Origin of the sequence: Bradyrhizobium sp. DOA9, from assembly GCF_000617845.2 — a bacterium.
Lineage (GTDB): Bacteria > Pseudomonadota > Alphaproteobacteria > Rhizobiales > Xanthobacteraceae > Bradyrhizobium.
On record NZ_DF820425.1, the window covers coordinates 3,517,497 to 3,541,426 of the forward strand.

A 23,930-nucleotide genomic window follows, 5' to 3' on the forward strand; every position below is an offset into this window, starting at 1 on the left:
CTTTCAGGTAAGGTATTGTCCGCGACGGATTTGAAGGTTGGATGACAACCGGGGCGCGAGAGGCGCTTTCCTGCCAGTTTAGGCGGCCCGTGCGGCCTTCTTCTGCAAGCCGGCGACGATCTTCAGGTCTTCGACAAAGCGTCGATACTCCAGCGCCTTGGCTTCGGGATCGGGCAGCCGCAGCAGGTAGGACGGATGCACCGTCACGAGCGCTTTGCGCCCGTCGGGAAGATCGATCAACCGGCCGCGGTTCTTGCCGATCGGAGTGATCTTGCCGAACACGCTTTGCGCGGCGGTGGCGCCCATCGCCACGATGAGTTCCGGCTGGATGACTGAGACTTCCCGCTCGTACCATTGCCGGCAGGCGCGGATCTCCGTTGTGTTCGGCTTCTGGTGCAGGCGGATCTTTCCGCGCGGCACGAATTTGAAGTGCTTCACCGCGTTTGTGACATAGACCTTTTTGCGGTCGACGCCGGCTTCCTGCAGCGCGCGGTCGAGCATCTGGCCGGCCGGGCCGACGAAGGGATGGCCGGCGAGGTCTTCCTTGTCGCCGGGCTGCTCGCCGACCAGCATGATATTGGCATTCTCAGGACCTTCCCCGAACACGGTCTGCGTCGCGTCCTTGTAGAGATGGCAGGCGCGGCAATGGGCGGCTTCCTCGCGGAGCGTTTCGAGATCGTCGACAGCTGGCTTGCGTTTCATCGGAGCCTCCGGCCGCTTCTGAGGCTTGTGCGGATCGGTCGCGGCATTGGCGATCATGGCGCCGGTCATGCGTTCGGCGTCCTCGATCAAGGGCTTAATGATCGAAGCCTCCGGCAGGTTCCTCCAATATTTCTTCGGCATCTCGGCCTGCATCGCCTTCACCTTGAGCCGGGCCGGATTGAAGATGCTGGCATAATAGCGCCGCCAGGTTTCCTCGAGCCGGTCTTCGCCCGGCGCCTCGCTCTTGCTGACGCCCGGTGTGAACGAGAGCGCGTGGCCGTCCCAATGCGCGCAGAGGTCCGGCGTCAGGATCGACCAGGGCATGTCGGCAAAGCGCTTGGCGAAGAACGGCGCGGCGAGCTCGACGATGTGATGCTCCGGCTCGAACCAGGCGACGTAATGGGCCTGGCGTTCCCGGCCGATTTCGCGGAAGCGCACGAAGGCGTGCATCTTGTGCTCGTCGCGATAGACCGCTTTCACCATGGAAGTGACGAGCGCGACATCGGGGTCGGTCGCGACCTCGATGAGATCATGGTTGTCCTTCAGCCGGAACAGCAGGCGATAGAGGATCGCAAAGCGCTCACTGTGGCGATGCAGGATCGCCGCCTTGGCGAGCTCGACGAATTTGCCTGGTACGTTGAAGGTGCCGTCGTTCACCGCGAGGATCGGAGACGGCGCTTGCGGCGCGAACAAATCCGCTTCGCCGCCCTGCACGGTCCAGGTGACGTCGCTGGGGGGCACGTGGTGGAGCACGAGGCTGCGCGCGGCTTTGCGCCAGCCGTCAAAATCGGTTTCGGTGTCGAGCGTGATGTACTGCATCAGAAGCCAAATCCCAGTTGTGTCGCTTTCGGCTTGAATCGATCGATCAGTCCGGCGGCATCGAGACGATGCGGCGAGGGTCGGTGATCGCTGAGGACGATGAACGGCAGCGCCTTGTTGCGGGGGATATGCAATCGCTCGAGATCGGCAAGGCGGATCGTGGTGGTGCGCCTTGTTGCGATGATGCGGTCGACCGTCCTGGTGCCGAAGCCCGGCACCCGCAGCAGCTCCTCACGGCTGGCGCGGTTGACGTCGAGCGGGAAACGGTCGCGATGGCGCAGCGCCCAGGCGAGCTTGGGATCGATGTCGAGCGGCAGCATGGCGCTGTCCTCGACGATCTCGCCGACATCGAAGCCGTAGAACCGCATCAGCCAGTCGGCCTGGTAGAGCCGGTGCTCGCGCAGCAGCGGCGGCGCGCGCAGGGGCAGTGCGCGGCTGGCATCGGGGATCGGGCTGAAGGCCGAGTAATAGACGCGCCGCAGCCGGTAGGCGCCGTAGAGATTGGCGCTGGTGTGGAGAATGGTGTGATCGGAGGCACTATCGGCGCCGACGATCATCTGCGTGCTCTGGCCGGCGGGCGCGAAGCGCTGCGGCTTCGCTTTGGTTCTCGCGCTGCGATATTCCTCGGCCTCGTCCAGCTTCAGCCGCAGCCGGCCCATGGTGCGGCGGATTGCGCGGACGTCCTTCTCCGGCGCGAATTGCTGCAGGCTCGTCTCCTCGGGCATCTCGATGTTGATCGAGAGACGGTCGGCATATTTGCCGGCCTCGGCGATCAGCGCATCGTCGGCCTCGGGAATGGTCTTCAGATGGATGTAGCCGCGGAAGTGATGCTCCTCGCGCAGTTTGCGCGCGACGCTCACCACCTGCTCCATCGTGTAATCAGGGCTGCGGATGATGCCGGAGGAGAGAAACAGGCCCTCGATGTAATTGCGCCGGTAGAAGTCGAGCGTGAGCTTGACCAGTTCGTCGATGGTGAAGCGGGCGCGCGGCACGTTGGAGGAGGCGCGGTTGACGCAATAGAGGCAATCGTAGTTGCAGGCATTGGTCAACAGCACCTTGAGCAGCGAGATGCAGCGCCCGTCCGGCGCGTAGGAATGGCAGATACCCATGCCAGGCGCGGTCGAGCCCATGCCCTTGCCGTCGCTGGAATCCCGCTTTTCGGTGCCGCTGGAGGCACAGGACGCGTCGTACTTGGCGGCGTCGGCGAGGATCTCCAGCTTGCGTTGCACGTCCATGTCTAAATCCCTTTGATTCCGCTCATGAATCCGACGTGCGCCAATTCGATTGACTCTTTGAGCGCCGTTAGCTTTATATTAGAACATATCATGAACAAATGAGCCAGCCGCTGGTTTCTCTTTCGAGAGCCATCGGCAATCACCTCTGAAGGAGCGGCGTATATGAGCGGCGCACGCATCAGCGCGCTTGCGATCCTGCGCGGCCAGATCGAGCGCATCGAGACGGCGGAGGTCGTGCATCCGCGCGATCGTATCGCGCTCGGCCATGGCGCGGCCGACGCCGCGCTGAAAGGCGGACTCGCGCGCGCGGCGATCCACGAGGTGTTTTGTGAGGGGCGTCAGGGCGCGGCCGCGACGGGCTTCGTCATGGGCCTTGCGGGACGCGTGAGCGCGCGCCGGCCGCTATTGTGGGTGCGGCAGGATTTTTCGGAAGTGGAAACCGGCGCCCTGTCGATGAGCGGGCTCGCCGAGCTTGGCCTCGATCCGCGCCGTGTGGTGATGGTGCGCGCCGCCGATGTCGAGAGCGCGCTGCGCACCTCGGCCGACGCGCTTGCCTGCGATGCGCTGGGGGCCGTCGTGCTCGAGCTCTGGGGCGAGACCAGGCAGTTTGATCTCGTGGCAAGCCGCAAGCTGACGCTCGCCGCGCAAGGCTCGGGCGTTACCGGCCTCTTGCTGCGGATGGCGGCGCAGCCGCTGCCTTCGACCGCGGAAACACGATGGATGCTGCGTGCGGCGCATTCGCCGCCGGGGGCCGCCTGGAGCGTTTGGGGCGCGCCGCGCTTCGATGCCGAGCTGTTGCGCAATCGTCATGGCCCCTGCGGCCGGTGGATCATGGAATGGAATTGTGATGAGTGCCAGTTCAGTGAACCGTCGACGTATCCTCAGCCTGTGGCTGCCGCGCCTGCCCATCGACAGGATCCAGCGCTTCTTCAACAGCGCCGGGCTGGGTAAAGCCAATCATCAGCCTGATATCGTCGTCATCAAGGACAATAATGCGCTGGTGATCCATGCGCTGGACGAGGCCGCCGAACGCCTCGGCCTGTATATCGGCCAGCCGCTGGCCAATGCGCGGGCGATGTGTCCGGACTTGCGTGTGTTCGACGCCGATCTCGTGGCCGATGCGAAGACGCTCAGCGACATCGCCGATTGGTGCGACCGCTTCACCCCGCTGGTGGCGCTCGATCCGCCGCACGGGCTGTTCCTCGACATTACCGGCTGTGCCCATCTGTTCGGCGGTGAGGCCGCGCTGCTCAAGACGCTGGTCCGCGCCTTGGCCCGGCAAGGCTTTGCCGTCAGCGCGGCGATTGCGGGCACCTCGGTCTGTGCCCGCACGCTGACGCGGCAGGCATCCGGCACCATCGTGGCCGATGGCGGCGAGGCGGAGGCGATCAGGTCGTTTCCAGTCTCCGCGCTCGGTGCAGGTGAGGCCATCACCACCGGCCTGCGCCGCGCCGGGCTGAAGACCATCGGCGATGTCGCATCGCGCGAGCGGAGCGAGATCACGGCGCGGTTCGGCGCCCGGTTCTCCACGCTGCTCGCCCATGCGCTGGGGCAGGGCGATGCGCCGATAAGTCCGCGCAAACCGCTGCCCGACTACATCGTGGAAAAACGCTTTGCCGAGCCGATCGCGACCGACACCATGATCGCGATGACGCTGTCGCGCCTGGCGGACACGTTGATCGCCTCGATGGAGAAACAGGGCAAGGGCGCGCGGCGGCTGGAGGCCGCCTTCTTCCGCACCGACGGCGTGGTGCGCACGATCACGGTCGAGACCGGTCGCCCCGTGACGCGGAGCGCGGTGATCGACCGCCTGTTCCGCGAGCGGCTCGATGCACTCGCCGATCCCCTCGATCCCGGCTTCGGCTTCGACATGGTGCGGCTGTCGGCGAGCCGCACCGAGATCGTGGCGCAGGAGCAGCGCGATCTCGACGCGCATGTCCACGACAATGACGAGCTCGCCGCGCTGATCGACCGCATCGCCGCGCGCATCGGGGGAAAACGCGTCGTCGTGCACTTGCCGCAGGACACCCACATCCCCGAACGTGCGGTGCTGGCCGCATCGGCGCAGCATCATCTCACCGCCGCCATGCAGGCCACATGGCCCGCGCGCACCGAGAGCGAGCCGCCGCTGCGTCCCTTGCGGCTGTTCGACAAGCCGGAGCCGATCAAGGTGCCGTTCGCGACCGTGCCCGACGGCCCGCCGCATCAATTCACCTGGCGCCGCGCGCTGCATGCGGTGGTGCGGGTGGAGGGGCCCGAGCGCATCGCGATGGAATGGTGGCGGCAGGACGGCAAGCAGCTGACGCGGGATTATTTCCGCATCGAGGATGCCGAGGGCCTGCGTTTCTGGATCTTTCGCGACGGTCTCTATGAAGGCGAGGTGTTCGACGGTGACGGCAAGCCTGCGTCTCCCGGCTGGTATGTGCACGGTCTCTTCGCATGAATACGCCTGGCTATGCCGAGATCGGCATCACCACGAACTTCTCCTTCCTGCGCGGCGGCTCGGATCCGCGCGCCTATGTGCATCAGGCCAGCAAGCTCGGGATTCCCGCGATCGGCATCGCCGACCACAACACGCTCGCCGGCGTGGTGCGCGCCTGGAACGAGCTCGACAATGACAAGGTGCTGCACAAGCCGAAACTGTTGATCGGCGCCCGCATCGTCTTCATCGACGGCACGCCCGACATCCTGGTCTATCCACGCGACCGCGCCGCCTATGGCCGGCTGTGCCAGCTCCTCACGAGGGGCAAGCGCGGCGACGACATCACGCGGATCGAGAAGGGCGAGTGTCATCTCAGGCTTGACGATCTCCTGGAATTCTCGGAAGGCCAGCTCCTGGTCCTGACGCTGCCGCATCGCTTCGAAGCCGTGCAGGCGCTGGATGTCCTCGCAAAGCTCAAAGCCAGTCGCGCCGATGGCGTCTGGCTGGCGGCGAGCCTGCTCTATCGCGGCGACGACAAGCGTCGTCTCTCGCGGCTCGATGATCTCGCCGCAAAGGCCAAGGTGCCGCTGCTCGCGACCAACGAGGTGCTGTATCACGATCCCGGCCGCCGTCCGCTTCAGGACGTGCTGACCTGCATCCGGGAAAAGACCACGATCGAGGCGATTGGGCGGAAGCTCGAGGCCAATGCCGAGCGCTTCCTGAAAACGCCGCGCGAGATGGCGCGGCTGTTCCGCGATGTCCCCGAGGCAGTCGCGGAGACCATGCGCTTCGCGGACGCAATCGAGTTCTCGCTCGACCAGCTCAAGTACCAATATCCCGACGAGCCGGTGCCGCCGGGCAAGACCGCGCAGGGGCATCTGGAGGATCTGACCTGGGCGGGCGTCGACAAATATTTCGACGGCAAGATCGACGACAAGCTGCGCGCCACCCTGAAGAAGGAGCTCGCGCTGATCGCCGAGCTGAAATACGCGCACTACTTCCTCACCGTGCACGACATCGTGCACTACGCGCGCAGCCAGAACATTTTGTGCCAGGGCCGCGGCTCGGCGGCGAATTCGGCCGTGTGCTACGTGCTCGGCATCACCTCGGTCGACCCGACCAAGGTCGACCTGTTGTTCGAGCGCTTCATCTCCAAGGAACGGCTGGAGCCGCCCGATATCGACGTCGATTTCGAGCATTCGCGGCGCGAAGAGGTGATGCAATATGTCTACCGCCGCTACGGCCGCCACCGCGCCGCGATCATCGCCACCGTCATCCATTACCGCCCGCGCAGCGCCATCCGCGACGTCGGCAAGGCGCTCGGCCTGACCGAGGACGTCACCGCCGCGCTCGCCGATACCGTCTGGGGCAGCTGGGGCAAGGGCCTCAACGACATGCAGGTCCGGCAGGCCGGGCTCGATCCGCAAAATCCCATGATCAATCTCGCGGTCGAGCTCGCGACCGAGCTGATCGAATTCCCGCGCCATCTTTCCCAGCATGTCGGCGGCTATGTGCTGACCCAGGACCGGCTCGACACCTATGTGCCGATCGGCAATGCCGCGATGGACGACCGCACCTTCATCGAATGGGACAAGGACGACGTCGACGCGCTTCATATGATGAAGGTCGACGTGCTCGCCCTGGGCATGCTGACCTGCATCAGGAAATGTTTCGATCTGATCGACCAGCACAAGGGCGAGCGTTTTGTGCTGGCGAGCGTCCCGCAGGACGATCCCAACGTCTATGACATGCTGTGCCGCGGGGAATCGCTCGGCGTGTTCCAGGTCGAGAGCCGCGCCCAGATGAACATGCTGCCGCGGCTGAAGCCGCGCACCTTCTACGATCTCGTCATCGAGGTCGCGATCGTGCGTCCCGGGCCGATCCAGGGCGACATGGTGCATCCTTACTTGCGGCGGCGGAACGGGCTGGAAAAGGTGAGCTATCCGTCTCCGTCGCCGGAGCATGGCGACAAGGACGAACTCTACAAGGTGCTGCACAAGACGCTCGGTGTCCCGCTGTTCCAGGAGCAGGCGATGCGCATCGCGATCGAGGCCGCACATTTCACCTCCGAGGAAGCCAACGGCCTGCGCCGCTCGATGGCGACCTTCCGCAATGTCGGCACCATCGGCCAATACGAGGAGAAGCTGATCGGCAACATGGTCGCCCGCGGCTACGACCCCAATTTCGCCAAAAGCTGCTTTGACCAGATCAAGGGATTTGGCTCCTACGGCTTTCCGGAGAGCCATGCCGCGAGCTTTGCGCAGCTGGTCTACATCTCGTCGTGGCTGAAGCACTATCATCCCGACGCCTTCTGCTGCGGTCTGTTGAACTCGCAGCCGATGGGCTTTTATGCGCCGGCGCAGATCGTCGGCGATGCCCGCAAGAACGGTGTCGAGGTCCGCGACATCGACGTGTCCTACAGCTTTGCGCAGAACACGCTGGAGCAGGGGAGCGGCAAGTACTGCGCCGTGCGCCTCGGCTTCCGCCAGATCGACGGCTTCCATTGGCTGGATGAAGATGAAGAGAGACTGAAACGCTCCCAGCTGTCATTCCGGGATTTGCCTGAAGAATCTTCCGTGATTGGGCCGGTCTTGCCGCAGGCTCCGTTCACCTCTCCCCAACGGGGAGAGGTCGATTTGCTCCTCGCGATGCGAAGCATCGTCGAGTGCAAATCGGGTGAGGGGGCTCAGGTCCCTCGAGAGACCCCACCCCTCACCCGCGCCTTCGGCGCGACCTCTCCCTATGGGAGAGGTGTAGCACCTCCGATGCCTCAGCAGGACTGGGCCGACCGCATCGTCGCCGCGCGCAACCGTCGCCCCTTCACGTCACTGGAAGATTTCGCCCGCGACACCGGCCTGCCCAAGCGCGCGCTGATCCTCTTGGCGGACGCCGATGCGTTCCGCTCGCTCGGGCTCGACCGCCGCGAGGCGCTGTGGCAGGTGCGGCGGCTGCCCGACGACGTGCCGCTGCCGCTGTTCGAGGCGGCGACCGCGCGCGAGCAGCCGGACGAAGGCGCAAAACCGCTGCCGGTGATGCCGCGCGCCGAGCAGGTGGTCGCGGACTACCAGACCATCCGGCTGTCGCTGAAGGGGCACCCGATGGAATTCCTGCGCGAGATGTTGACGCGCGAGCGTATCGTCGCCTGCAAGGAGATCAGCCATGAGAACGAGCGGCGCCGCGTCCGCTGCGCCGGCGTGGTCCTGGTGCGGCAGCGGCCGGGCAGCGCCAGCGGCGTCGTGTTCATGACGCTGGAGGACGAAACCGGCATCGCCAATGTCGTGGTCTGGCCCAAGATCATGGAGCAGTACCGGAAAGAGGTGATGGGCGCGCGCCTCATCGAGGTACAGGGCTATATCCAGAGCAGCCCGGAGAAGGTGACGCATCTGATCGCCCAGCGCATGGTCGACCGCTCGCACGATCTTGTCGGCCTCGCCAACGATGCGCTCAGCCGCAAGCATCCGCTGCCCGCAGGCACCACCGTGGTCGAGCCGCTCAACGAAGATCCCCGCGCCCTTACGGATATGCCAGCGCAAAAAATCCGTCACCCCCGCAACGTCCGCATCCTGCCACCGTCGCGGGATTTTCATTGACTGCAAGGCGCGCTGCCCGCCACGCCGTCATTGCGAGCGCAGCGAAGCAATCCACACTGTCTCCGCGACGGGATCCTGGATTGCTTCGCTGCGCTCGCAATGACGGTTGTTGCAATGACGGCGCGCTCATTCTCAGTTGCCCGGGCTTGACCCGGGCATCCATGTCTTCCTGCGTTCGCTAGACCGCGTGGATGGCCGGGTCAAGCCCGGCCATGACGGAGGAGAGAGTTCGGCAACCTATACTCTAGCTTCCCCCTAAAAATTCACCCGGTTCGAGATCGCACCGTCCACGACGAGATTCGACCCCGTGGTGAATCCCGACACCGGGCTCGCCAGAAACACCGCCGCGCTCGCGATCTCCTGCGGTGTCGCCATGCGGCCGGTCGGATTGCGCTTCATCGCGTCGTTGTACCGCTCCGGCATGTTCTTCTCGATCATTTCCCAGACGCCGCCCTTGAAATAGACGGTGCCGGGCGAGACGACATTCACGCGGATCTTCTTCCTCGCGTATTGCCGCGCCAGCCCCTTGGCCATGTGGATCAGCGCGGCCTTGATCGGGCCGTAGGAGCTGGCCGTGTCCGCCTGCGCCGCGGCGATCGACGAGATGATCACGAAGGCCGCATCGCCGCCTTCGGCGCTGCTTGTCTCGAGGAACGGCCGGGCGGCGTCGAAGGCGTGCACGGCGCCGAGCACGTCGAGCCGGAAATTCTGCTCCCAGGATGCGGGATCGTGCCCTTGCGCCATTGCGCCGGCATTGGAGAACAGCAGGTCGATGCCGCCGAGATCTTTCGCAGCCGTCTCGATCCAGCCTTTCAGCGCCGCGCCGTCGGTGACGTCGACCGTGCCGCCGGTGGCGCGGATGCCGCTCGCCTTCAACTCCGCAACGGTTGTCGCAACCTGATCGGCGTTGCGCGCGCACACCGCGACATTGGCGCCTTCACCGGCCAGCGTCGCCGCAATCGCCCGCCCGATGCCGCGCGTGCCGCCGAGCACGACGGCGTTCTTGCCCTTGAGACCGAGATCCATTGTTGGCTCCTTTTTGTTGGTCCGTGCAGTGTAGCTGTTTCGAGAGACGGCCAGAAGCCTCCAGGTCGTCATTGCGAGGAGCTCTTGCGACGAAGCAATCCAGAAATGCATCCGCGGAAAGGTCCTGGATTGCTTCGCGCAGCCTGTCATGGGGCCGCGCCGCGCGCGGACCCGTTGGCTCGCAATGACGTGGAGAGAAATGTGCGCCCTTCACTCCGGCGCGGCCCCGACCGGCGGACCGCCGGGCGGGCGGTGCAGGAACGTCAGCGAGACATAGGCGCCGGTCCAGGAGCCGATCGCGGCGAAGGCGACATAGAAGGCGTTCTCGGTGTAGCTGATCACGGCGTAGGAGGAGAGCAGGTACCAGACCGCGCTCCAGTTCGCAGCGGGGATGCGTTTGCGCGCGATCACGGCCGAGGTGAACATGACATAGACGGCGTCGGTGGCCGCCGTCGCGATGAATACGGCACCTGCGATGAGGGGATCGATGGCGGCCATTGCATTCCTTTCTGCGATCATGACACGGTCGCGAAAAGTACAGCAAATGAGCAGGGAGAGAAGCAGTCATGCACAGCCCCGCCGACATTCTCGAGGGCATCTGGACCTCCGCCCGAGGCGATCCGACTGCGCTCGGCCGCGTGCGGCTGACCGGCGAGGAGCCGCAAATCCCGTCCTCGTTGCCGTCGCCGGCCAGACCATGATCGCGGCGGCCGCCCTTGGATTGAACGGCCCGGATCTTACGGGAGAGGTCGTACATGCTGCGTTCATAGAACACATGCAATCTGGCTTCGGCGCGTTGAACGCGGTGCAGCATTCCGTTCGGCTGTCGACAACGCCGGCGCAATGGAGCCCCCCGGCAATGCGCTCGGCGGTCATCCGGCACGAAGCTGACATGAAGCTGACAAGTCGCAAACTTTTAACGCCAACGCGGGGTGTCCTGCGCTTTTTAGGTTGTTTGAAATCGGAATTCGGCACTATTAGCGCGACCGATGAGGCAATCATTTGCCGAGATCGTCGCAGACACGACGGGCCCCATGGCAGTTGAGATTACCAAGCGATTGCGCGTGATTGCAAAGCAACGGGTGGTCGCATCCGTAGTTTTACTAGCTCTCGCCGGCGCCGGTGTCGGAGCGTACGGCTTCTTCTCTTCAGGGCCGAAGGAAAAGAAGCACTCCGAAATCTCCAGCCAGTCGCGCAGGAATGCGCAGACCTTCACGCCCACGCCGTCCGAATGGGCGACGCTGGCGATCGAACCGGTCGCCGCGAGGAGCTTCCGCGCCGAGTATGTCACCGAGGGCAAGGTCGCGGTCGACGAGGATCGCTCGACGCCGGTGTTCTCGCCCTATGCGGGCCGTGTCACCAAGCTGCTCGCAAAGCCGGGCGAGACGCTGAAGCAAGGGCAGCCGCTGTTTACGATCGAAGCCGCCGACACCGTGCAGGCCCAGAACGATTTCGTCGCGGCGATGACCTCGCAGAACAAGGCGAAGTCGGTGCTCGAGCTTTCCGACATCCAGTTCAAGCGCGCCAAGGATCTCTACGAGGGCCATGCCATTCCGCTCAAGGACTATCAGCAGGCGGAAGCGACCCAGGTGCAGGCGCAAAACGACATGCGCTCCTCGGTGACGGCGCTGGAAGCCGCGCGCAACAAGCTGCGCATCCTCGGCTTCACCGACGAGGCCATCAGGACATTCCAGGAAAAAGGCGTCATCGATCGGGAGATCACGATCTATTCGCCGATCTCCGGCACCGTCGTGCAGCGCAAGATCGGCCCGGGCCAATACGTCAATTCCGGCGCCAGCGATCCGGTCTTTGTGGTCGGCGACCTCTCGACGGTCTGGCTCACCGCCTTCGTGCGCGAGAGCGATGCGGCCGCTGTGTGCATCGGCCAGGACATCACCGTCAACGTGATGGCGCTGCCGGGCCGCCCGTTCAGCGCCAAGATCAACTACGTTGCCGCCGCGATCGACCCCGCCACCCGCCGCCTGCTGGTCCGCGCCACGATCGACAACAAGGACGGGCTGCTCAAGCCGGAAATGTTCGCGAACGTCACGATCTATTCGGCCGGCGACCGCGCCGCGCCGGCGGTGCCGAAGCAGGCGCTGATCTACGAGGCCGACAAGGTCCGCCTCTGGGTCGCGCGTGAGGACAAGTCGGTCGAGCTGCGCCAGATCAAGATCGGTCTCATCAACGGCAACCTCGTCGAGGTCACCAGCAATCTCAAGCCCGGCGAGCAGATCGTCACCAAAGGCAGTCTGTTCATCGACCGCGCGGCGTCCGGCAGCTGATCGACGACCCAAGAAAATTGAAGACCTGAATGGATCGTCTCGTTGCCCTTGCCGTCAACCGGCGTTTCCTGATGGTCGGCATGTTCGCCGCCGTTCTGATCGGCGGTCTGATCGCGTTCAACCGGCTCAACATCGAGGCCTATCCCGATCCCACCCCGCCGATGGTCGACATCGTGACGCAGAGCCCCGGCCTGTCGGCCGAGGAGATCGAGCGCTACATCACGATCCCGATCGAGACCCAGGTCGCCGGCCTGAAGAATATCACGACCATCCGCACGATCTCGCTCTACGGTCTGTCCGACGTCAAAATCCAGTTCTCCTTCGCCTACACCTATGACGAGGCGCTGCAGCAGGTGCTGAACCGCCTGGCGCAGCTCGCGCCGCTGCCCGGCAACGTGCAGCCGCAGATCTCCCCGCTCAGCCCGATCGGCGAGATCTTCCGCTATCGCCTGGTCGGCCCGCCGAATTACAGCGTGCTCGACCTCAAGACCATCCAGGACTGGATGCTGCAGCGCCGCTTCCGCGCGGTGCCCGGCGTAATCGACGTCACCGGCTGGGGCGGCAGGAGCAAGACCTACGAGATCCAGGTCGACTTCAACAAGCTGGTCGCCAACGGCCTGACCTTGCCGCAACTGCTCCAGGCGGTCGGCAATTCCAACGTCAATGTCGGCGGCAACACCGTCAATATCGGCCAGCAATCCGCCGTCGTGCGCGGCGTCGGCCTGATCCGCTCGATCGACGACCTCGCCAACACCATGGTGGCGCAGACGGGCGGCAATCCGGTGCTGGTCAAGGACGTCGCCACCGTCACCGTCGGCCAGAAGCCACGTCTCGGCATTGCCGGCATCGACGATTCCGACGACATCGTGCAGGGCATCGTCCTGATGCGGCGCGGCGAGCAGAGCTCGCCGACCATCAAGCGCGTCCACGAGCTCGTCCAGCAGATCAACAACTCCAGCATCCTGCCGCCCGGCGTGCGCATCGAGCGCATCTACGACCGCGGCGACCTGATCGAGCTCACCACCCACACGGTGCTGCACAACATGGTGATCGGCATCCTGCTGATCGTGCTGTTGCAGTGGATCTTCCTCGGCGATCTCCGCAGCGCGTTGATCGTCGGCGCCACCATCCCGTTCGCGCTGTTCTTCGCCGTCATCATCCTGGTGCTGCGCGGGGAATCGGCCAACCTGCTGTCGGTCGGCGCGATCGATTTCGGCCTGATCGTCGATGCCACCGTGATCATGGTGGAGGCGATCTTCCGGCGTCTGACGCAAACGACGCCGATGTCGGAAGCCGAGCATATGTCTTCCGAGACGCTGTTCGGCATGAAGAGCCATGCCATCCTCAGCGCGGCCGCCGACGTCTCGCGATCGATCTTCTTTGCGGCCGCGATCATCATCGCGGCCTTCCTGCCGCTGTTCACGCTGTCTGGCGTGGAGGGCAATATCTTCGGCCCGATGGCGCGCACCTATGCCTATGCGCTGGCCGGCGGTCTGCTTGCGACCTTCACCGTGACTCCCGCACTGTCCGCGATCATCCTGCCCGCGCATGTCGAGGAGACCGAGACCAAGGTGATGCTGATTCTGCACCGGCTCTACATGCCCGTGCTGAATTGGGCGGTCGCCCATCGCAACATCGTCCTCGGCGGTGCGGTCGGCCTCGTGCTGATGACGGTGGCGCTCAGCCGGCTGCTCGGCCTCGAATTCCTGCCGAAGCTGGAGGAGGGCAATCTCTGGATCCGTGCCACGCTGCCGCCGACCATCTCGCTCCAGGAAGGCAACAGCTACGTCAACGAGATGCGCAAGGTGATCCGCGCCCGGCCCGAGGTCGAATCCGTCGTGTCGCAGCACGGTCGTCCCGACGACGGCACCGACGCCGCCGGCTTCTTCAACGCCGAGTTCTTCGCGCCGCTCAAGCCCGTGAGCCAATGGCCCGGCACCCGCGACAAGGAAGAGCTGACCGCGCAATTGCTCAAACAGCTCGACGATCGCTTCCCCGGCGTCGAGTTCAACTTCTCGCAATATCTGCAGGACAACGTCTCCGAAGCCGTCTCCGGCGTGAAGGGCGAGAACTCGATCAAGCTGTTCGGTAGCGACCTCCAGGCGCTCACCGACACCGCCAACAAGATCAAGCAGGTGCTGTCGACCGTGCAGGGCGTGACCGACCTTGCCGTGTTCACCTCGCTGGGGCAGCCGACCGTTCAGATCGACATCGACCGCGCCAAGGCAGCGCGATACGGCCTTGCACCGGGCGACATCAACGCCACCATCAAGGTCGCGATCGGCGGCGACACCGCCGGCGACCTCTACGAGCCCGGAAGCGACCGCCACTTCCCGATCATCGTCCGCCTCGCGCCGGAATATCGCCGTAGCGCCGAGGCGATCCAGAATTTGCGGATCGGCGCGCCCGGGTCGAACGGCACCGTCACGCAAATCCCCTTGAGCGAGGTCGCGACCATCAGCCTCGTCTCCGGCGCCGCCTACATCTATCGCGAGCAGCAGGAGCGCTATCTGCCGATCAAGTTCTCGGTGCGCGAACGCGATCTCGGCAGCGCGATCAGCGAGGCGCAGCAGAAGATCGCCGAGCAGGTGCAGCTGCCGGCGGGCTCGCACATGGAATGGGTCGGCGAGTTCGGCAATCTCCAGGACGCGATCCGGCGGCTCTCGATCGTGGTGCCGATCTCGCTGGCGCTGATCGGCGTGCTGCTCTGGTTCAACTTCGGCTCGATGACCGACACGCTGCTCGCGATGAGCGTGATCCCGATGGCGATCTTCGGCGGCGTGCTCGGCCTCTTGATCTCGGGCACCGCGTTCAGCGTCTCCGCGGCGATCGGCTTCATCGCGCTGTTCGGCATCGCGGTGATGGACGGCATCATCATCCTGTCCCAGTTCAACCAGCTGATCGAAGAGGGCATGGACCGCATGAGCGCCGTGGTGCGCACCGGCGAGCTGCAGCTCCGTCCGGTGCTGATGACCTGCGTCGTCGCAGGCGTCGGCCTCCTGCCGGCGGCGCTGTCGGAAGGCATCGGCTCACAGGTGCAGAAGCCGCTCGCGGTCGTCGTCGTCACCGGCATGATGCTGGCGCCGGTCGTGATCCTCGTGACCCTGCCGGTCCTGATTTCCTTCTTCTCCCGCCGCGCGCGTTGATCGTCAGAACCCGTAGAGCCGCACCGGATTGTCGACCAGGATCTTCCTGCGCACCTCGGCATCCGGCGCCCACACCGGAAGCTGGTTGAGCAGGCGGCCGTCGTCGATCTGATAGAGCGGCGCGATGTCGGTGGGCTTGCGGCCCTCGACGCGGCTCGAATCCGGATGCGGCCAGTCGGTGCCCCAGACGATGCGGTCCGCATTGGCCGCGATCAGTGCGCGGGCATAAGGCACCATGTCCTGATAGTCGGGCGCGAGCTTCGATGAGCGATAGGCGCCCGAGATCTTCACATAGGCCTTGCCGGACTTCACCAGCGCGACAAGATCGGAGAAGCCTGGCTGCTCCAGCCCGAGCGAAGCCTCGAGACCGCCGAAATGGTCGAACACGACCGGCACCGGCGCCGTCTCGACGAGGTCCTTGATCGCGGAGATCATGGCCAGCGTGGTGTAGAGCTGCACGTGCCAGCCGCGCGCCTTCATGCGCTCGACGGCGGCGGTGAAGCGCGGCCGGCCGACATTGGGATCGTTGACGCCGCCGGTCGCCAGATTGAGGCGGATGCCGCGGAAGCCCTCCTGGTGCATCGTATCGAGCGCGCTCTCCGGCGTCTTGTCGTCGATCACGGCGACGCCGCGCGCGGTCGCGCCGCGGGCCTTCATGCCGAACAGTGTGGAAGAATTGTCGGTGCCGTAGACGCTCGGCGTCACGATCACCACGCGCTCGATATGCAGCGCTTTGTGCAGCGCGGCCATTTCTTCCGGCGAAGCCGGCTCCGGCGTATAGACGCGTCCCGCGAAGAACGGAAACTTTTCGACATCGCCATGAATATGGGTATGGCAGTCGCAGGCATGTGCCGGGACGTCGAAATTGATCGGCGTCGCAGGCTGCGCCGCGCGGGCATGGGCTTTGCTGGTCATGGTTACTCCGGCCGCAAGGGAGGCAAGCAGGACGCTGCGTCGGCTGAGCATGGTTTCTCTCCCGTCTTGTTTTTTATCGGCGAGTGGGAGGAGACTATCACATCAGCCGGGTAACCGCTCCGCTTCGCTGCATAGCTGCTCGACGAGACCAGCAAGCGGACGTGAGCCGTCCACGCGCACGACCGGGCAGGGCAGGCCCGAGAGCCACGCTTCATGCTTGGCGAGACTGCGGCCTTCGCGATCGCCGGCTTCGTAATGGGAGGCCCATTCGACGAACTCTTCGGTCTCGCCATGGCGCCAGCCGCCCGGCGCGACGGCATCGGCACCGAAATGCGCGGCCTCCCGGGCGCGCAATCGTTTCATCCGGATATCGCGCGGCGCCGTCACGAAGACGACGAGGTCGAAGTACGAAACGAGCTCTTCGCCCCAGCCGGTGACGGAGCCGCTCAGCACCCAGTCGAGACGCGGCAAGAACATCTCGCGCATCAGGCGCAGGCGGTCGGCGGCGGGGCGGGTTGTCTGATAGGGCGGCACGGTCGGCAGCCAGAAATAGTCGTCGCTGTCGTGATGCGGCAGCGCCAGCCGGCCCGCGAGCGCGCGTCCGATCGTGGTCACGCCGGAGCCCGAGGCTCCCGTCAGATGGATGCGGCGGCTTTTCATCTGCATCCACCGAAGAGATTTTGAGGCTACTGCCCCGACGGCGTGCGCAGGCCGTGCCAGGCGTCGCGGACCTGGTGGTAGTGCACCTCGGGCAGGTAATCCGGCGTGTTCAGGTTCAGCGTCTTGACGTCGAGATGGCCGATGGCGCTGAGCAGCGTGTAGGAGGCGATCACGCGGTCGCGTTGCGCGCCGATCAGGCGGGCCTTGGCCTGGATCAGGTCGGCCTGCGAGTTCAGAACGTCCACGGTCGTGCGCTGGCCGCCGGCGGCCTCGCGCTGCACGCCCTGCAGCGCGACCGTGGCCGCCTTCACCTCGGATTCGGAGGCCGAGACCGTGACCTTGGCGCCTTCATTCGCGACCCAGGCACTGACCGCCGCCGTGCGCGCCTGGTTGCGCACCTGGTCGAGCACGAGGCGGCTCTGCGCCGTGATCTCCTTGGCCTGCCGGGTCTGCGCCGCGGCCTGGCCGCCGTCGTAGATCGGCGCGGTGACGTTGGCGACGATCGAGGCCTGGTCCTCGGCCAGGGTCCCGAGGGTCGGGTCGTTGTTGCGGCTCTTGCTGGCGCTGCCCTGGATGGTCGCGCTCGGCAGCAGCGTGCCTTCGGCGATGCGGATGTTGGTGGAGGCGACATCGACGTCGAAGCTGGCGGCCATCACCGCCGGATGCTGACGGATCGCCATCGTCATGGCGTCCTCGCGGCTCTTCGGCAGATAGCGGTCGACGGCCTCGGCAGGCCTGAGCTGCGAGGGCGCATTGCCGATCACTTGCGCATAGGTGGCCTGGCTGATCGCAAGCGCGACCTCGGCCGCGTTGAGATCGGCGAGGCCACGGTTGAGGCGGGCCTCGGCCTGTGCGGTGTCGGTCGGCGTGACGTCGCCGGCATTGAGGCGGCGCTGGGTGACGGCGAGCGTCTCGCGCAGGAAGGCGACGTTGGAGCGCTGCGCCTCGACCAGCGACTGGTTGGCGAGCACGTTGGTGTAGGCGGTGACCGCATCGAGCAGGACGCCCTGGCCGACGTTGCGCAGCGCTTCGCGGCCCGACTGCACCTGGAACTCGGCGGCCCGCACGCCGTTGGCGGTGCGGAAGCCGTTGAACAGGCTCTGCGTCACCGTGACGCCGATGATCCAGGGTTTCAGATTGCCGGTCTGGATGGTGTTGTCGGGCAACAGATTGCGTACCGATTGCAGGCCGGCGCTGAGGCTCGCCACGATCTGCGGCCGGTAGCCGGCGAGGGCCTGCGGCACGTTCTCGTCGGTGGCGCGCTGGCGCGCACGCTCGGCATTGAGCTGCGGATTGGTCTGGTAGGCTTTTGCCAAGGCTTCCGGCAGGGCTTCGGCCCATGCCGCGGAGGGAAGGGCGCAAGAGAGCGCGCAAGAGAGCGCCAGCGTGGTCCATGTCGCAAGCACAGAACCCGCGCCCGATCGACGCCGCGTCACCCCGCGACCAGCTCTGGCGGTACGCCCAATCATGTAATCCCGCTTAATCCCGGCTGTCCGCCCCCGCCGACGATGGCCTCTTAGCTGTTTAGCCAGCCGAGGTCCCGCAGGCAAACTGCCGCGGGGAAAACCTCCATGTATTCCGTGCTTGTTGCAGGCGCGTCACAGGATGTGCGCGGGAAAGCGCCGGAGCCTTACACCGGCATGACCGGCTCGGGTGCTAACGGTTCTTGTTCACCGGCTTGCGCTTCTCGATGAACGCCGCCATGCCCTCCGAGCGGTCCTCGAGCGCGAAGGTTGCATGGAACAGGTTGCGCTCGACGCTCATGCCTTCGGCGAGCGTGGTCTCGAAGGCGCGGTTCACCGCTTCCTTGGCCATCGCGGCCGCAGGGCGCGACATCGCGGCGATCTTCTCGGCGGCCGCCATGACCTCGTCCATCAGCTTGTCGGCGGGTACGATACGGCTGACGAGGCCGCTTCGCTCGGCTTCCGCGGCGTCCATCATCCGGCCGGTGAGGCAGAGGTCCATGGCCTTGGACTTGCCGATCGCGCGGGTCAGCCGCTGGGTACCGCCAATGCCGGGAATGGTGCCGAGCGTGATCTCGGGCTGGCCGAACTTCGCGGTGTCGGCGGCGATGATGAAATCGCACATCATGGCGAGCTCGCAGCCGCCGCCGAGCGCATAGCCCGCGACAGCGGCAATGGTCGGCTTGCGGCAGCGCGCGATGCGGTCGCCGCCGATCGCGGCGAAATCCTCCGAGAACATGTCGATGAAGCCCTTGGGCTGCATCTCCTTGATGTCTGCGCCGGCGGCAAAGGCCTTCTCGTTGCCGGTCACGACGATGCAGCCGATGGTGTCATCGGCTTCGAGATCGTCGACCGCCGCTGCGATCTCGCGGAAAACGCCGAAGGAGAGCGCGTTGAGCATCTTCGGCCGGTTCAGCTTGACGATGCCGACCGCACCGATGCTCTCGACGATGATGTGTTCGAACGTGCTCATGCTTCACCCACGCTTTTGATTGAGCGGGCAATGTGCCCGCTGGCGCGGATGCCTTCAAGGGGGCCGGAGGACGCGCGCGGGGGGCACGTCCCGGCGGAACCGCCGATCAGGCCATGAACATGCGCGCGGCGGAGGCCAGGGTCAGCAACGTGCCGACACCGATGAAGATCTTGCCGATCAGGGAGCTCTGGTCCCAGGCCGAGCTCTGCTGGGCGCTGGCCATCACCGGCGCCGGCCGCGCCTCGGTTGCGGCAATCACCGCCTTCTGCGGCGGCGGGCTCTCCTGCGCGGCGCGATCGATGTCGTTGAGCTGATCGGGCGCAACGACCTGGCTTTCCGGGGTCTCGGCGTTGGCATTATCGGCGGCCGCCTGGACGTTGTCGTTGGCGCGGCTGGTCATCGCGGCCGCGGCAGCCGGCGTATCGGCGAGCTGCGCATTGGCGTTGGCGACCTCCGGGGGCATCTGGCTCGAGGCCGGCGCCTGACTGTCGGTCTTGTCGTTCTTGGCCTCGTCGGCCTTGGCAGCCGCGTCCTTCTTGTCGGCCTTGTCCTCGGATTTCCGTACCGTCTTCTTGCCGTCGGTGCGGCGCGAGTCGTGGCGCCGGTGCTTGGCCGTGTCGGCTACTTTGTCCGCGCTCTCCGGTTTGTTGCCTGCGGCCGAGTTCGGCGCCGCCTGTGCAACGCCCCCGGACAGCAAGACAAGCCCGGCCAAAACGATCAGGGCCGCGCGCGCGCTGGCTTTCATCATGTCGACGATCTCCCCAATTCCGCCCGTCCCGGCAGCGAACAGAGACCCCGGGGCGTGACGATAGCGGGGCAGAAAATGGGAATCTTCGGGCTACACCCGGCAAAAACGCGGCAAACCCCATCCCGCTCGCCCGATGCAGGACGCACTGATCGGTGTTATGAGCCCTCGCAGATGTTTGCGGCCGCATCGGTCGCGCGGCCCGGATTTTGATCACGAGTTCGTGATAATTTTGGCGCCCGCGTAACAAATTGAAAGAGCGGCCGAATTGGATGGTGAGGGCGCGGGTGCGCGGACGTGAGGACGAATGGACCGGCCTGATGCGGTCGGCCATGGCAGGCGATGATGCGGCATATCATCGCCTGCTGAAAGCAGTCACGCCGGTGCTGCGGGCCGCCGCGAGGCGTGGCCTTGCGCGGGCAGGTCAGCCGCCCGACCAGGCCGAGGATATCGTGCAGGAGATTCTGTTGGCGGTGCATCTGAAGCGGCATACCTGGGACAGCGAAGCGCCCTTCGCGCCCTGGCTGTTTGCGATCGGCCGCAACAAGCTGATCGATGCGCTCCGCCGGCGCGGCAGGCGCGTGTTCGTCAACATCGACGATTTCGCCGAGACGCTGCCGGGCGATGCACCGCAGGAGACCGCTTCGGCCGGCGAGGTCGCCGCCCAGCTCGGAACCCTGCCGCAGCGTCAGCGCGACGTGCTGCAATCGATCGCGGTCGAGGCCGCCTCGATCAAGGATACGGCGGCGAAGTTGTCGATGAGCGAGGGCGCGGTCCGGGTCGCGCTGCATCGCGGACTTGCGGCGCTGACGGCCAAATTGCGGGACCATTGATCATGGACACCGATCAACTCATTCGCTCGCTCGCGGTCGACAACGCGCACCGCGCTCCACGCGTCGGCACCGTCCTGACCATGGCGCTGCTGGTGGCGGCGCCCTTGTCGATCCTGATCTTCGCGACATTCCTCGGCGTGCGCGCCGACGTGATGAGCGCCATGCGCAATCCGTTCTTCGACATGAAGTTCGCGGTGACCCTGTCGCTCGCAATCCCCGCCATCATCATCAGCCTGCATTTGTCGCGTCCCGAAGCCCTGCTCAGCGGTTGGGGCTGGCTGCTGCTGCTTCCCGTCGGGCTGCTCGCGGTGGCGATCGGCAGCGAGGCCATGATGGCGCCGGCCATGCCGATGACGATGCGCCTGATGGGCAAGAACTCCAGGGTATGCCTGGTCGCGATCCCCGCGATGTCGCTGCCGCTGCTTGCGGGGGCGCTGTTCGGCCTGCGCCACGGCGCGCCGTCCCGCCCGGCGCTTGCCGGAGCGCTCGCCGGGCTGGTGTCGGCCGGACTTGCGGCGACCCTTTATGCCTCGCACTGCACCGACGATTCCCCGCTGTTCGTCGCGACCTGGTACACGCTCGCGACCGCGCTGGTGACGGCGATCGGCGCAGCGGTGGGATCGAGGGTGTTGAGATACTAGCCGCCGGCTTCACGCCACCGTCGTCGCACTCTGCATGCGGTGGAAGCGCAGGACCTGTTGTGCGGTCGATGCGCGCAGGGCCTCGTAGGTGTCGCGCAGCTTCAGCATGTCGCTCTGCGACCCGCCGGAGAGCTTCTCGCGCATGGCGATGATCGCGCGCACGCTCGGCCATTGCATGCCCGCGACCTTGGCGAGGATCATCACGCCCTCGGTACGGCTTTCGATCATCATGGTCTCGGCGGTCTCGACCGCAACGCCCGCGAGCGCCGCGAGCCCGGCATTGGTCTCGTCGAACTTGCCCTGTTCGGCGAAGGCCGCGATCTGGAGCTCGTTGAGACGGCCGTCCTGGTGCAGCGACTGCACCAGCGCGCGCGCCATCTCCGTCTGCTTGGTCCTGGCGACGGCGCGAACCCGCTGGGCCGCTTCCTCGACGGCTCTCGACACCTCGTCCGCGAGCTCGGGATGTGCGGCCGCGAGCTTCCTGCGAACGCTCGAGGATGCCTTGGCGACCAGCCTCAGATAGTGATGGCGCGGCAAATCGGGCCGCAGGCCGATGCAGCCGGCGAGGTCGTCGTCGCGCTCGGCGCGGACGACGAGGTCGGCAAGACTCTCCTCGGAGAACCGTGCGCCGGGATTGCCCACGGTCGACTGCACCACGTCCTCGTCGCCCCGCGTCACCAGCACGTCGGTCAGCGCTTCCGACAGCGTCCGTCGCAGCGAGATCGCCTTGAGATGCGCCTGGCCCCTGGTGCGCGCGATCTCGATCAACGTCGCCTCGTCCAGTCGTTCCGATTTCGACAGCACGGGGCCGGAGACCTCGATCACCTCGTCGAGCGCGAGCGTGCGGATGATCTGCGGCGGCGCAGCCGCGATCGGTGCGAGCCGTTCGGCGAGCAGCGCCCTGGCCGACGTCTCGATCTGCTCGGTCAGGCACTGGAACACGTCGTCGAACACGCGGATGTGGTCGTCGGAATAGTTGACCGCGTTGCCCACGAACAGATCGGTGACGCGGCGCAGCGCCTCTACCCGGCGTGCGACGGTGCCGTGCGAGAGGGCAGTCTGCAATTCCTCGAGCAGGCTATCGGATGGTCTTGCGGAGTTGGATCTCATTGCCCTGTCCTGGAGCATTTGGCCCGGCAGCGGCGTCTGTCGCACCGGAGGAAAAAGGATCGGTCAGTTCGCTGCAATGTAGTTGCGCCCTTGCGCCTTGGCGGAATAGAGCGCGCTGTCGGCGCGCGCGAGAAACGTGTCGGCAGTATCATTGTCGCGCAGCGTCACGACGCCCGCGGAAATGGTCACTCGCATGCTTGGGGAGAACGCGCCCCAGTCGAGATCGGCGACGATGCCGCGCAGGCGCTCGAGCATGCGGAGCGCGGCGTCGCCCGACGTGTCCGGCAGCAGCAGCAGGAATTCCTCGCCGCCGTAGCGACCGAAACTGTCGGTCGGCCGGATGTTGGCGAAAATGGTGATCGCGAAGGTGCGCAGCACCTCATCGCCAATGGGATGGCCGTAAGCGTCGTTGATGCGCTTGAACCAGTCGAGATCGATCAGCGCGATCGCGCAAGGCGTGGATGCCCGCCGCGACTTTTCGATCGCGGCGTCGAGGAGCCGCATGATGCAGCGGCGGTTATAGGAGCCGGTGAGCTCGTCGAGCTCAGCCAGTTCCTCGATGCGTCGATAGGCGGCCTTCAATTCGATGCTGCGCGTGTACAGGATCTTGCGTAACGTGGCGCCGAACAGGCCGAGGAAGGCGCACTGCCCGATCACCAGCACGAAACAAAGCATCGAGGCGGTTCGCTGCAGCCGGGTCGCGACCGGCAGTCCGATCGGCAGTTCCGATCCCAGGAAGACCACGGTCAGCCCGCAGGTGGCGAGGCCCCAGGTCAGCATGGCCTGGCTCGACGTCATGCGCAGCGAGCCGAACGCGAAGATCAGGAACAACACGGCAAGGAACGCCACCCCGACGGTCGGCACCGCGAGCAGGAACACCAGTTGCAGCGCCATATGCGCCGAGATCTGATAGACGGTGAGGTAATGATCTTGGAAACGGTCGCCGAAACCGGCTTCCGACAGCACAGTGAAGGTCCCGATGATCAGGAGGCCGCCGAGCCAGAACAGCGTCGGAACCCACATGGAGACCGCGCCGTCATAGGCGTAGAGCAGCAGGACCGCGCCGCCCAGCGAGTAGCTTGCGACCTGGCCGATATACATCTGTCGGCGCTGCCAGGCGCGGCGCGCGCCGACCTCGGGAGCCGTCGTCTCGGGCGCGAGGACGAGATCCGCGACCTCTGCGGCATTCCTCTCCGGAAAGGACGTCGCGGCCGTTCTCATGATTCCGCCAATGGTGGATGTCAGCGTAAAAACCTACGTGCCAAGCCTTTAGGTTTGGTATCCTTTGAAATCGAAACCGAACCGTGCAGCGTGGAACAAGACGATCGGCCTGTGTGAGATTTTTACCGGCGATCAGGTATTGTG

At 65.4% G+C, this 23,930-nt stretch carries 19 protein-coding genes; 8 read left to right on the forward strand and 11 right to left on the reverse strand.

Going from position 1 to position 23,930, the window contains the following annotated elements:
* Positions 1 to 78 precede the first annotated feature (78 nt).
* Together BDOA9_RS16365 and BDOA9_RS16370 are read right to left on the reverse strand one after the other, a co-directional pair.
* Positions 79 to 1,521 carry a UdgX family uracil-DNA binding protein gene (locus BDOA9_RS16365; RefSeq protein ID WP_025035029.1) on the reverse strand — a complete coding sequence of 481 codons (1,443 nt, stop codon included), beginning with the start codon at positions 1,519 to 1,521 and terminating at the stop codon, positions 79 to 81.
* Entirely contained in the window at positions 1,521 to 2,756 is a 1,236-nt protein-coding gene (locus tag BDOA9_RS16370; protein WP_025035030.1) for a putative DNA modification/repair radical SAM protein, read from the reverse strand. The genes BDOA9_RS16365 and BDOA9_RS16370 overlap by 1 nt, the downstream gene beginning before the upstream one ends.
* A gap of 162 nt (positions 2,757 to 2,918) precedes the next feature.
* Between BDOA9_RS16370 and BDOA9_RS16375 the strand changes: the two genes are divergently transcribed.
* Genes BDOA9_RS16375 through BDOA9_RS16385 form a run of 3 tightly spaced genes read left to right on the forward strand, consistent with a single transcriptional unit; the run spans position 2,919 to position 8,768 of the window.
* Positions 2,919 to 3,707: an ImuA family protein gene (locus BDOA9_RS16375; protein WP_025035031.1), complete on the forward strand. Its 789-nt coding sequence runs from the start codon at positions 2,919 to 2,921 to the stop codon at positions 3,705 to 3,707.
* Positions 3,604 to 5,199: a Y-family DNA polymerase gene (locus BDOA9_RS16380; protein ID WP_042336140.1), complete on the forward strand. Its 1,596-nt coding sequence runs from the start codon at positions 3,604 to 3,606 to the stop codon at positions 5,197 to 5,199. Before BDOA9_RS16375 ends, BDOA9_RS16380 begins: the two co-directional genes overlap by 104 nt.
* Positions 5,196 to 8,768, forward strand: a complete 3,573-nt coding sequence (locus BDOA9_RS16385; RefSeq protein WP_025035033.1) for an error-prone DNA polymerase — start codon at positions 5,196 to 5,198, stop codon at positions 8,766 to 8,768. The genes BDOA9_RS16380 and BDOA9_RS16385 overlap by 4 nt, the downstream gene beginning before the upstream one ends.
* Positions 8,769 to 9,023: 255 nt before the next feature.
* Here the strand turns inward: BDOA9_RS16385 and BDOA9_RS16390 are convergent, their stop codons facing one another.
* Positions 9,024 to 9,794: an SDR family NAD(P)-dependent oxidoreductase gene (locus BDOA9_RS16390; protein WP_025035034.1), complete on the reverse strand. Its 771-nt coding sequence runs from the start codon at positions 9,792 to 9,794 to the stop codon at positions 9,024 to 9,026.
* A gap of 210 nt (positions 9,795 to 10,004) precedes the next feature.
* Positions 10,005 to 10,292, reverse strand: coding sequence for a hypothetical protein (locus BDOA9_RS16395; protein ID WP_025035035.1), 288 nt, complete (start codon positions 10,290 to 10,292; stop codon positions 10,005 to 10,007).
* A gap of 68 nt (positions 10,293 to 10,360) precedes the next feature.
* Here BDOA9_RS16395 and BDOA9_RS39895 point away from each other — a divergent pair, with 68 nt between their 5' ends.
* The 3 genes from BDOA9_RS39895 to BDOA9_RS16405 all read left to right on the forward strand — a co-directional run bounded on the left by BDOA9_RS39895 (position 10,361) and on the right by BDOA9_RS16405 (position 15,225).
* Positions 10,361 to 10,495, forward strand: coding sequence for a hypothetical protein (locus BDOA9_RS39895; RefSeq protein WP_256375396.1), 135 nt, complete (start codon positions 10,361 to 10,363; stop codon positions 10,493 to 10,495).
* A 333-nt stretch (positions 10,496 to 10,828) separates the two neighbouring features.
* Entirely contained in the window at positions 10,829 to 12,079 is a 1,251-nt protein-coding gene (locus BDOA9_RS16400) for an efflux RND transporter periplasmic adaptor subunit (protein ID WP_025035036.1), read from the forward strand.
* Between the two features lie 29 nt (positions 12,080 to 12,108).
* A complete protein-coding gene (locus BDOA9_RS16405; protein ID WP_025035037.1) occupies positions 12,109 to 15,225 on the forward strand; it encodes an efflux RND transporter permease subunit in 3,117 nt (1,038 codons plus the stop codon).
* A 3-nt stretch (positions 15,226 to 15,228) separates the two neighbouring features.
* On the opposite strand, the gene BDOA9_RS16410 is transcribed toward BDOA9_RS16405, so the two are convergent.
* From BDOA9_RS16410 to BDOA9_RS16430, 5 genes are all read right to left on the reverse strand, one after another.
* Entirely contained in the window at positions 15,229 to 16,191 is a 963-nt protein-coding gene (locus BDOA9_RS16410) for an amidohydrolase family protein (RefSeq protein WP_025035038.1), read from the reverse strand.
* Positions 16,192 to 16,242: 51 nt separating this feature from the next.
* Positions 16,243 to 16,800 (reverse strand): hypothetical protein, encoded by a 558-nt coding sequence (locus tag BDOA9_RS16415; protein WP_025035039.1) that lies wholly within the window; start codon positions 16,798 to 16,800, stop codon positions 16,243 to 16,245.
* Positions 16,801 to 16,826: 26 nt separating this feature from the next.
* Positions 16,827 to 18,269, reverse strand: a complete 1,443-nt coding sequence (locus BDOA9_RS16420; RefSeq protein WP_025035040.1) for a TolC family outer membrane protein — start codon at positions 18,267 to 18,269, stop codon at positions 16,827 to 16,829.
* Between the two features lie 187 nt (positions 18,270 to 18,456).
* Positions 18,457 to 19,236, reverse strand: a complete 780-nt coding sequence (locus BDOA9_RS16425) for an enoyl-CoA hydratase (protein WP_025035041.1) — start codon at positions 19,234 to 19,236, stop codon at positions 18,457 to 18,459.
* A 106-nt stretch (positions 19,237 to 19,342) separates the two neighbouring features.
* A complete protein-coding gene (locus BDOA9_RS16430) occupies positions 19,343 to 19,984 on the reverse strand; it encodes a hypothetical protein (protein ID WP_025035042.1) in 642 nt (213 codons plus the stop codon).
* A gap of 284 nt (positions 19,985 to 20,268) precedes the next feature.
* Here BDOA9_RS16430 and BDOA9_RS16435 point away from each other — a divergent pair, with 284 nt between their 5' ends.
* Together BDOA9_RS16435 and BDOA9_RS16440 are read left to right on the forward strand one after the other, a co-directional pair.
* Positions 20,269 to 20,814 (forward strand): sigma-70 family RNA polymerase sigma factor, encoded by a 546-nt coding sequence (locus BDOA9_RS16435; RefSeq protein WP_025035043.1) that lies wholly within the window; start codon positions 20,269 to 20,271, stop codon positions 20,812 to 20,814.
* A gap of 2 nt (positions 20,815 to 20,816) precedes the next feature.
* On the forward strand, positions 20,817 to 21,455 hold the full coding sequence (locus tag BDOA9_RS16440; protein WP_025035044.1) for an NrsF family protein: 639 nt from the start codon (positions 20,817 to 20,819) through the stop codon (positions 21,453 to 21,455).
* 9 nt (positions 21,456 to 21,464) lie between these two features.
* On the opposite strand, the gene BDOA9_RS16445 is transcribed toward BDOA9_RS16440, so the two are convergent.
* Positions 21,465 to 22,565, reverse strand: coding sequence for a DUF2336 domain-containing protein (locus tag BDOA9_RS16445; protein ID WP_025035045.1), 1,101 nt, complete (start codon positions 22,563 to 22,565; stop codon positions 21,465 to 21,467).
* Positions 22,566 to 22,628: 63 nt separating this feature from the next.
* Positions 22,629 to 23,786, reverse strand: a complete 1,158-nt coding sequence (locus tag BDOA9_RS16450) for a GGDEF domain-containing protein (protein WP_025035046.1) — start codon at positions 23,784 to 23,786, stop codon at positions 22,629 to 22,631.
* Positions 23,787 to 23,930: the final 144 nt, after the last annotated feature.

Excerpts from the sequence above, each read along its gene's own strand:
- BDOA9_RS16365 (WP_025035029.1), bottom strand. The coding sequence starts at position 1,521 with ATGCAGTACATCACGCTCGACACCGAAACCGATTTTGACGGCTGGCGC.
- BDOA9_RS16370 (WP_025035030.1), bottom strand. The coding sequence starts at position 2,756 with ATGGACGTGCAACGCAAGCTGGAGATCCTCGCCGACGCCGCCAAGTAC.
- BDOA9_RS16375 (WP_025035031.1), top strand. The coding sequence starts at position 2,919 with ATGAGCGGCGCACGCATCAGCGCGCTTGCGATCCTGCGCGGCCAGATC.
- BDOA9_RS16380 (WP_042336140.1), top strand. The coding sequence starts at position 3,604 with ATGAGTGCCAGTTCAGTGAACCGTCGACGTATCCTCAGCCTGTGGCTG.
- BDOA9_RS16385 (WP_025035033.1), top strand. The coding sequence starts at position 5,196 with ATGAATACGCCTGGCTATGCCGAGATCGGCATCACCACGAACTTCTCC.
- BDOA9_RS16390 (WP_025035034.1), bottom strand. The coding sequence starts at position 9,794 with ATGGATCTCGGTCTCAAGGGCAAGAACGCCGTCGTGCTCGGCGGCACG.
- BDOA9_RS16395 (WP_025035035.1), bottom strand. The coding sequence starts at position 10,292 with ATGGCCGCCATCGATCCCCTCATCGCAGGTGCCGTATTCATCGCGACG.
- BDOA9_RS39895 (WP_256375396.1), top strand. The coding sequence starts at position 10,361 with ATGCACAGCCCCGCCGACATTCTCGAGGGCATCTGGACCTCCGCCCGA.
- BDOA9_RS16400 (WP_025035036.1), top strand. The coding sequence starts at position 10,829 with ATGGCAGTTGAGATTACCAAGCGATTGCGCGTGATTGCAAAGCAACGG.
- BDOA9_RS16405 (WP_025035037.1), top strand. The coding sequence starts at position 12,109 with ATGGATCGTCTCGTTGCCCTTGCCGTCAACCGGCGTTTCCTGATGGTC.
- BDOA9_RS16410 (WP_025035038.1), bottom strand. The coding sequence starts at position 16,191 with ATGCTCAGCCGACGCAGCGTCCTGCTTGCCTCCCTTGCGGCCGGAGTA.
- BDOA9_RS16415 (WP_025035039.1), bottom strand. The coding sequence starts at position 16,800 with ATGAAAAGCCGCCGCATCCATCTGACGGGAGCCTCGGGCTCCGGCGTG.
- BDOA9_RS16420 (WP_025035040.1), bottom strand. The coding sequence starts at position 18,269 with ATGATTGGGCGTACCGCCAGAGCTGGTCGCGGGGTGACGCGGCGTCGA.
- BDOA9_RS16425 (WP_025035041.1), bottom strand. The coding sequence starts at position 19,236 with ATGAGCACGTTCGAACACATCATCGTCGAGAGCATCGGTGCGGTCGGC.
- BDOA9_RS16430 (WP_025035042.1), bottom strand. The coding sequence starts at position 19,984 with ATGATGAAAGCCAGCGCGCGCGCGGCCCTGATCGTTTTGGCCGGGCTT.
- BDOA9_RS16440 (WP_025035044.1), top strand. The coding sequence starts at position 20,817 with ATGGACACCGATCAACTCATTCGCTCGCTCGCGGTCGACAACGCGCAC.
- BDOA9_RS16445 (WP_025035045.1), bottom strand. The coding sequence starts at position 22,565 with ATGAGATCCAACTCCGCAAGACCATCCGATAGCCTGCTCGAGGAATTG.
- BDOA9_RS16450 (WP_025035046.1), bottom strand. The coding sequence starts at position 23,786 with ATGAGAACGGCCGCGACGTCCTTTCCGGAGAGGAATGCCGCAGAGGTC.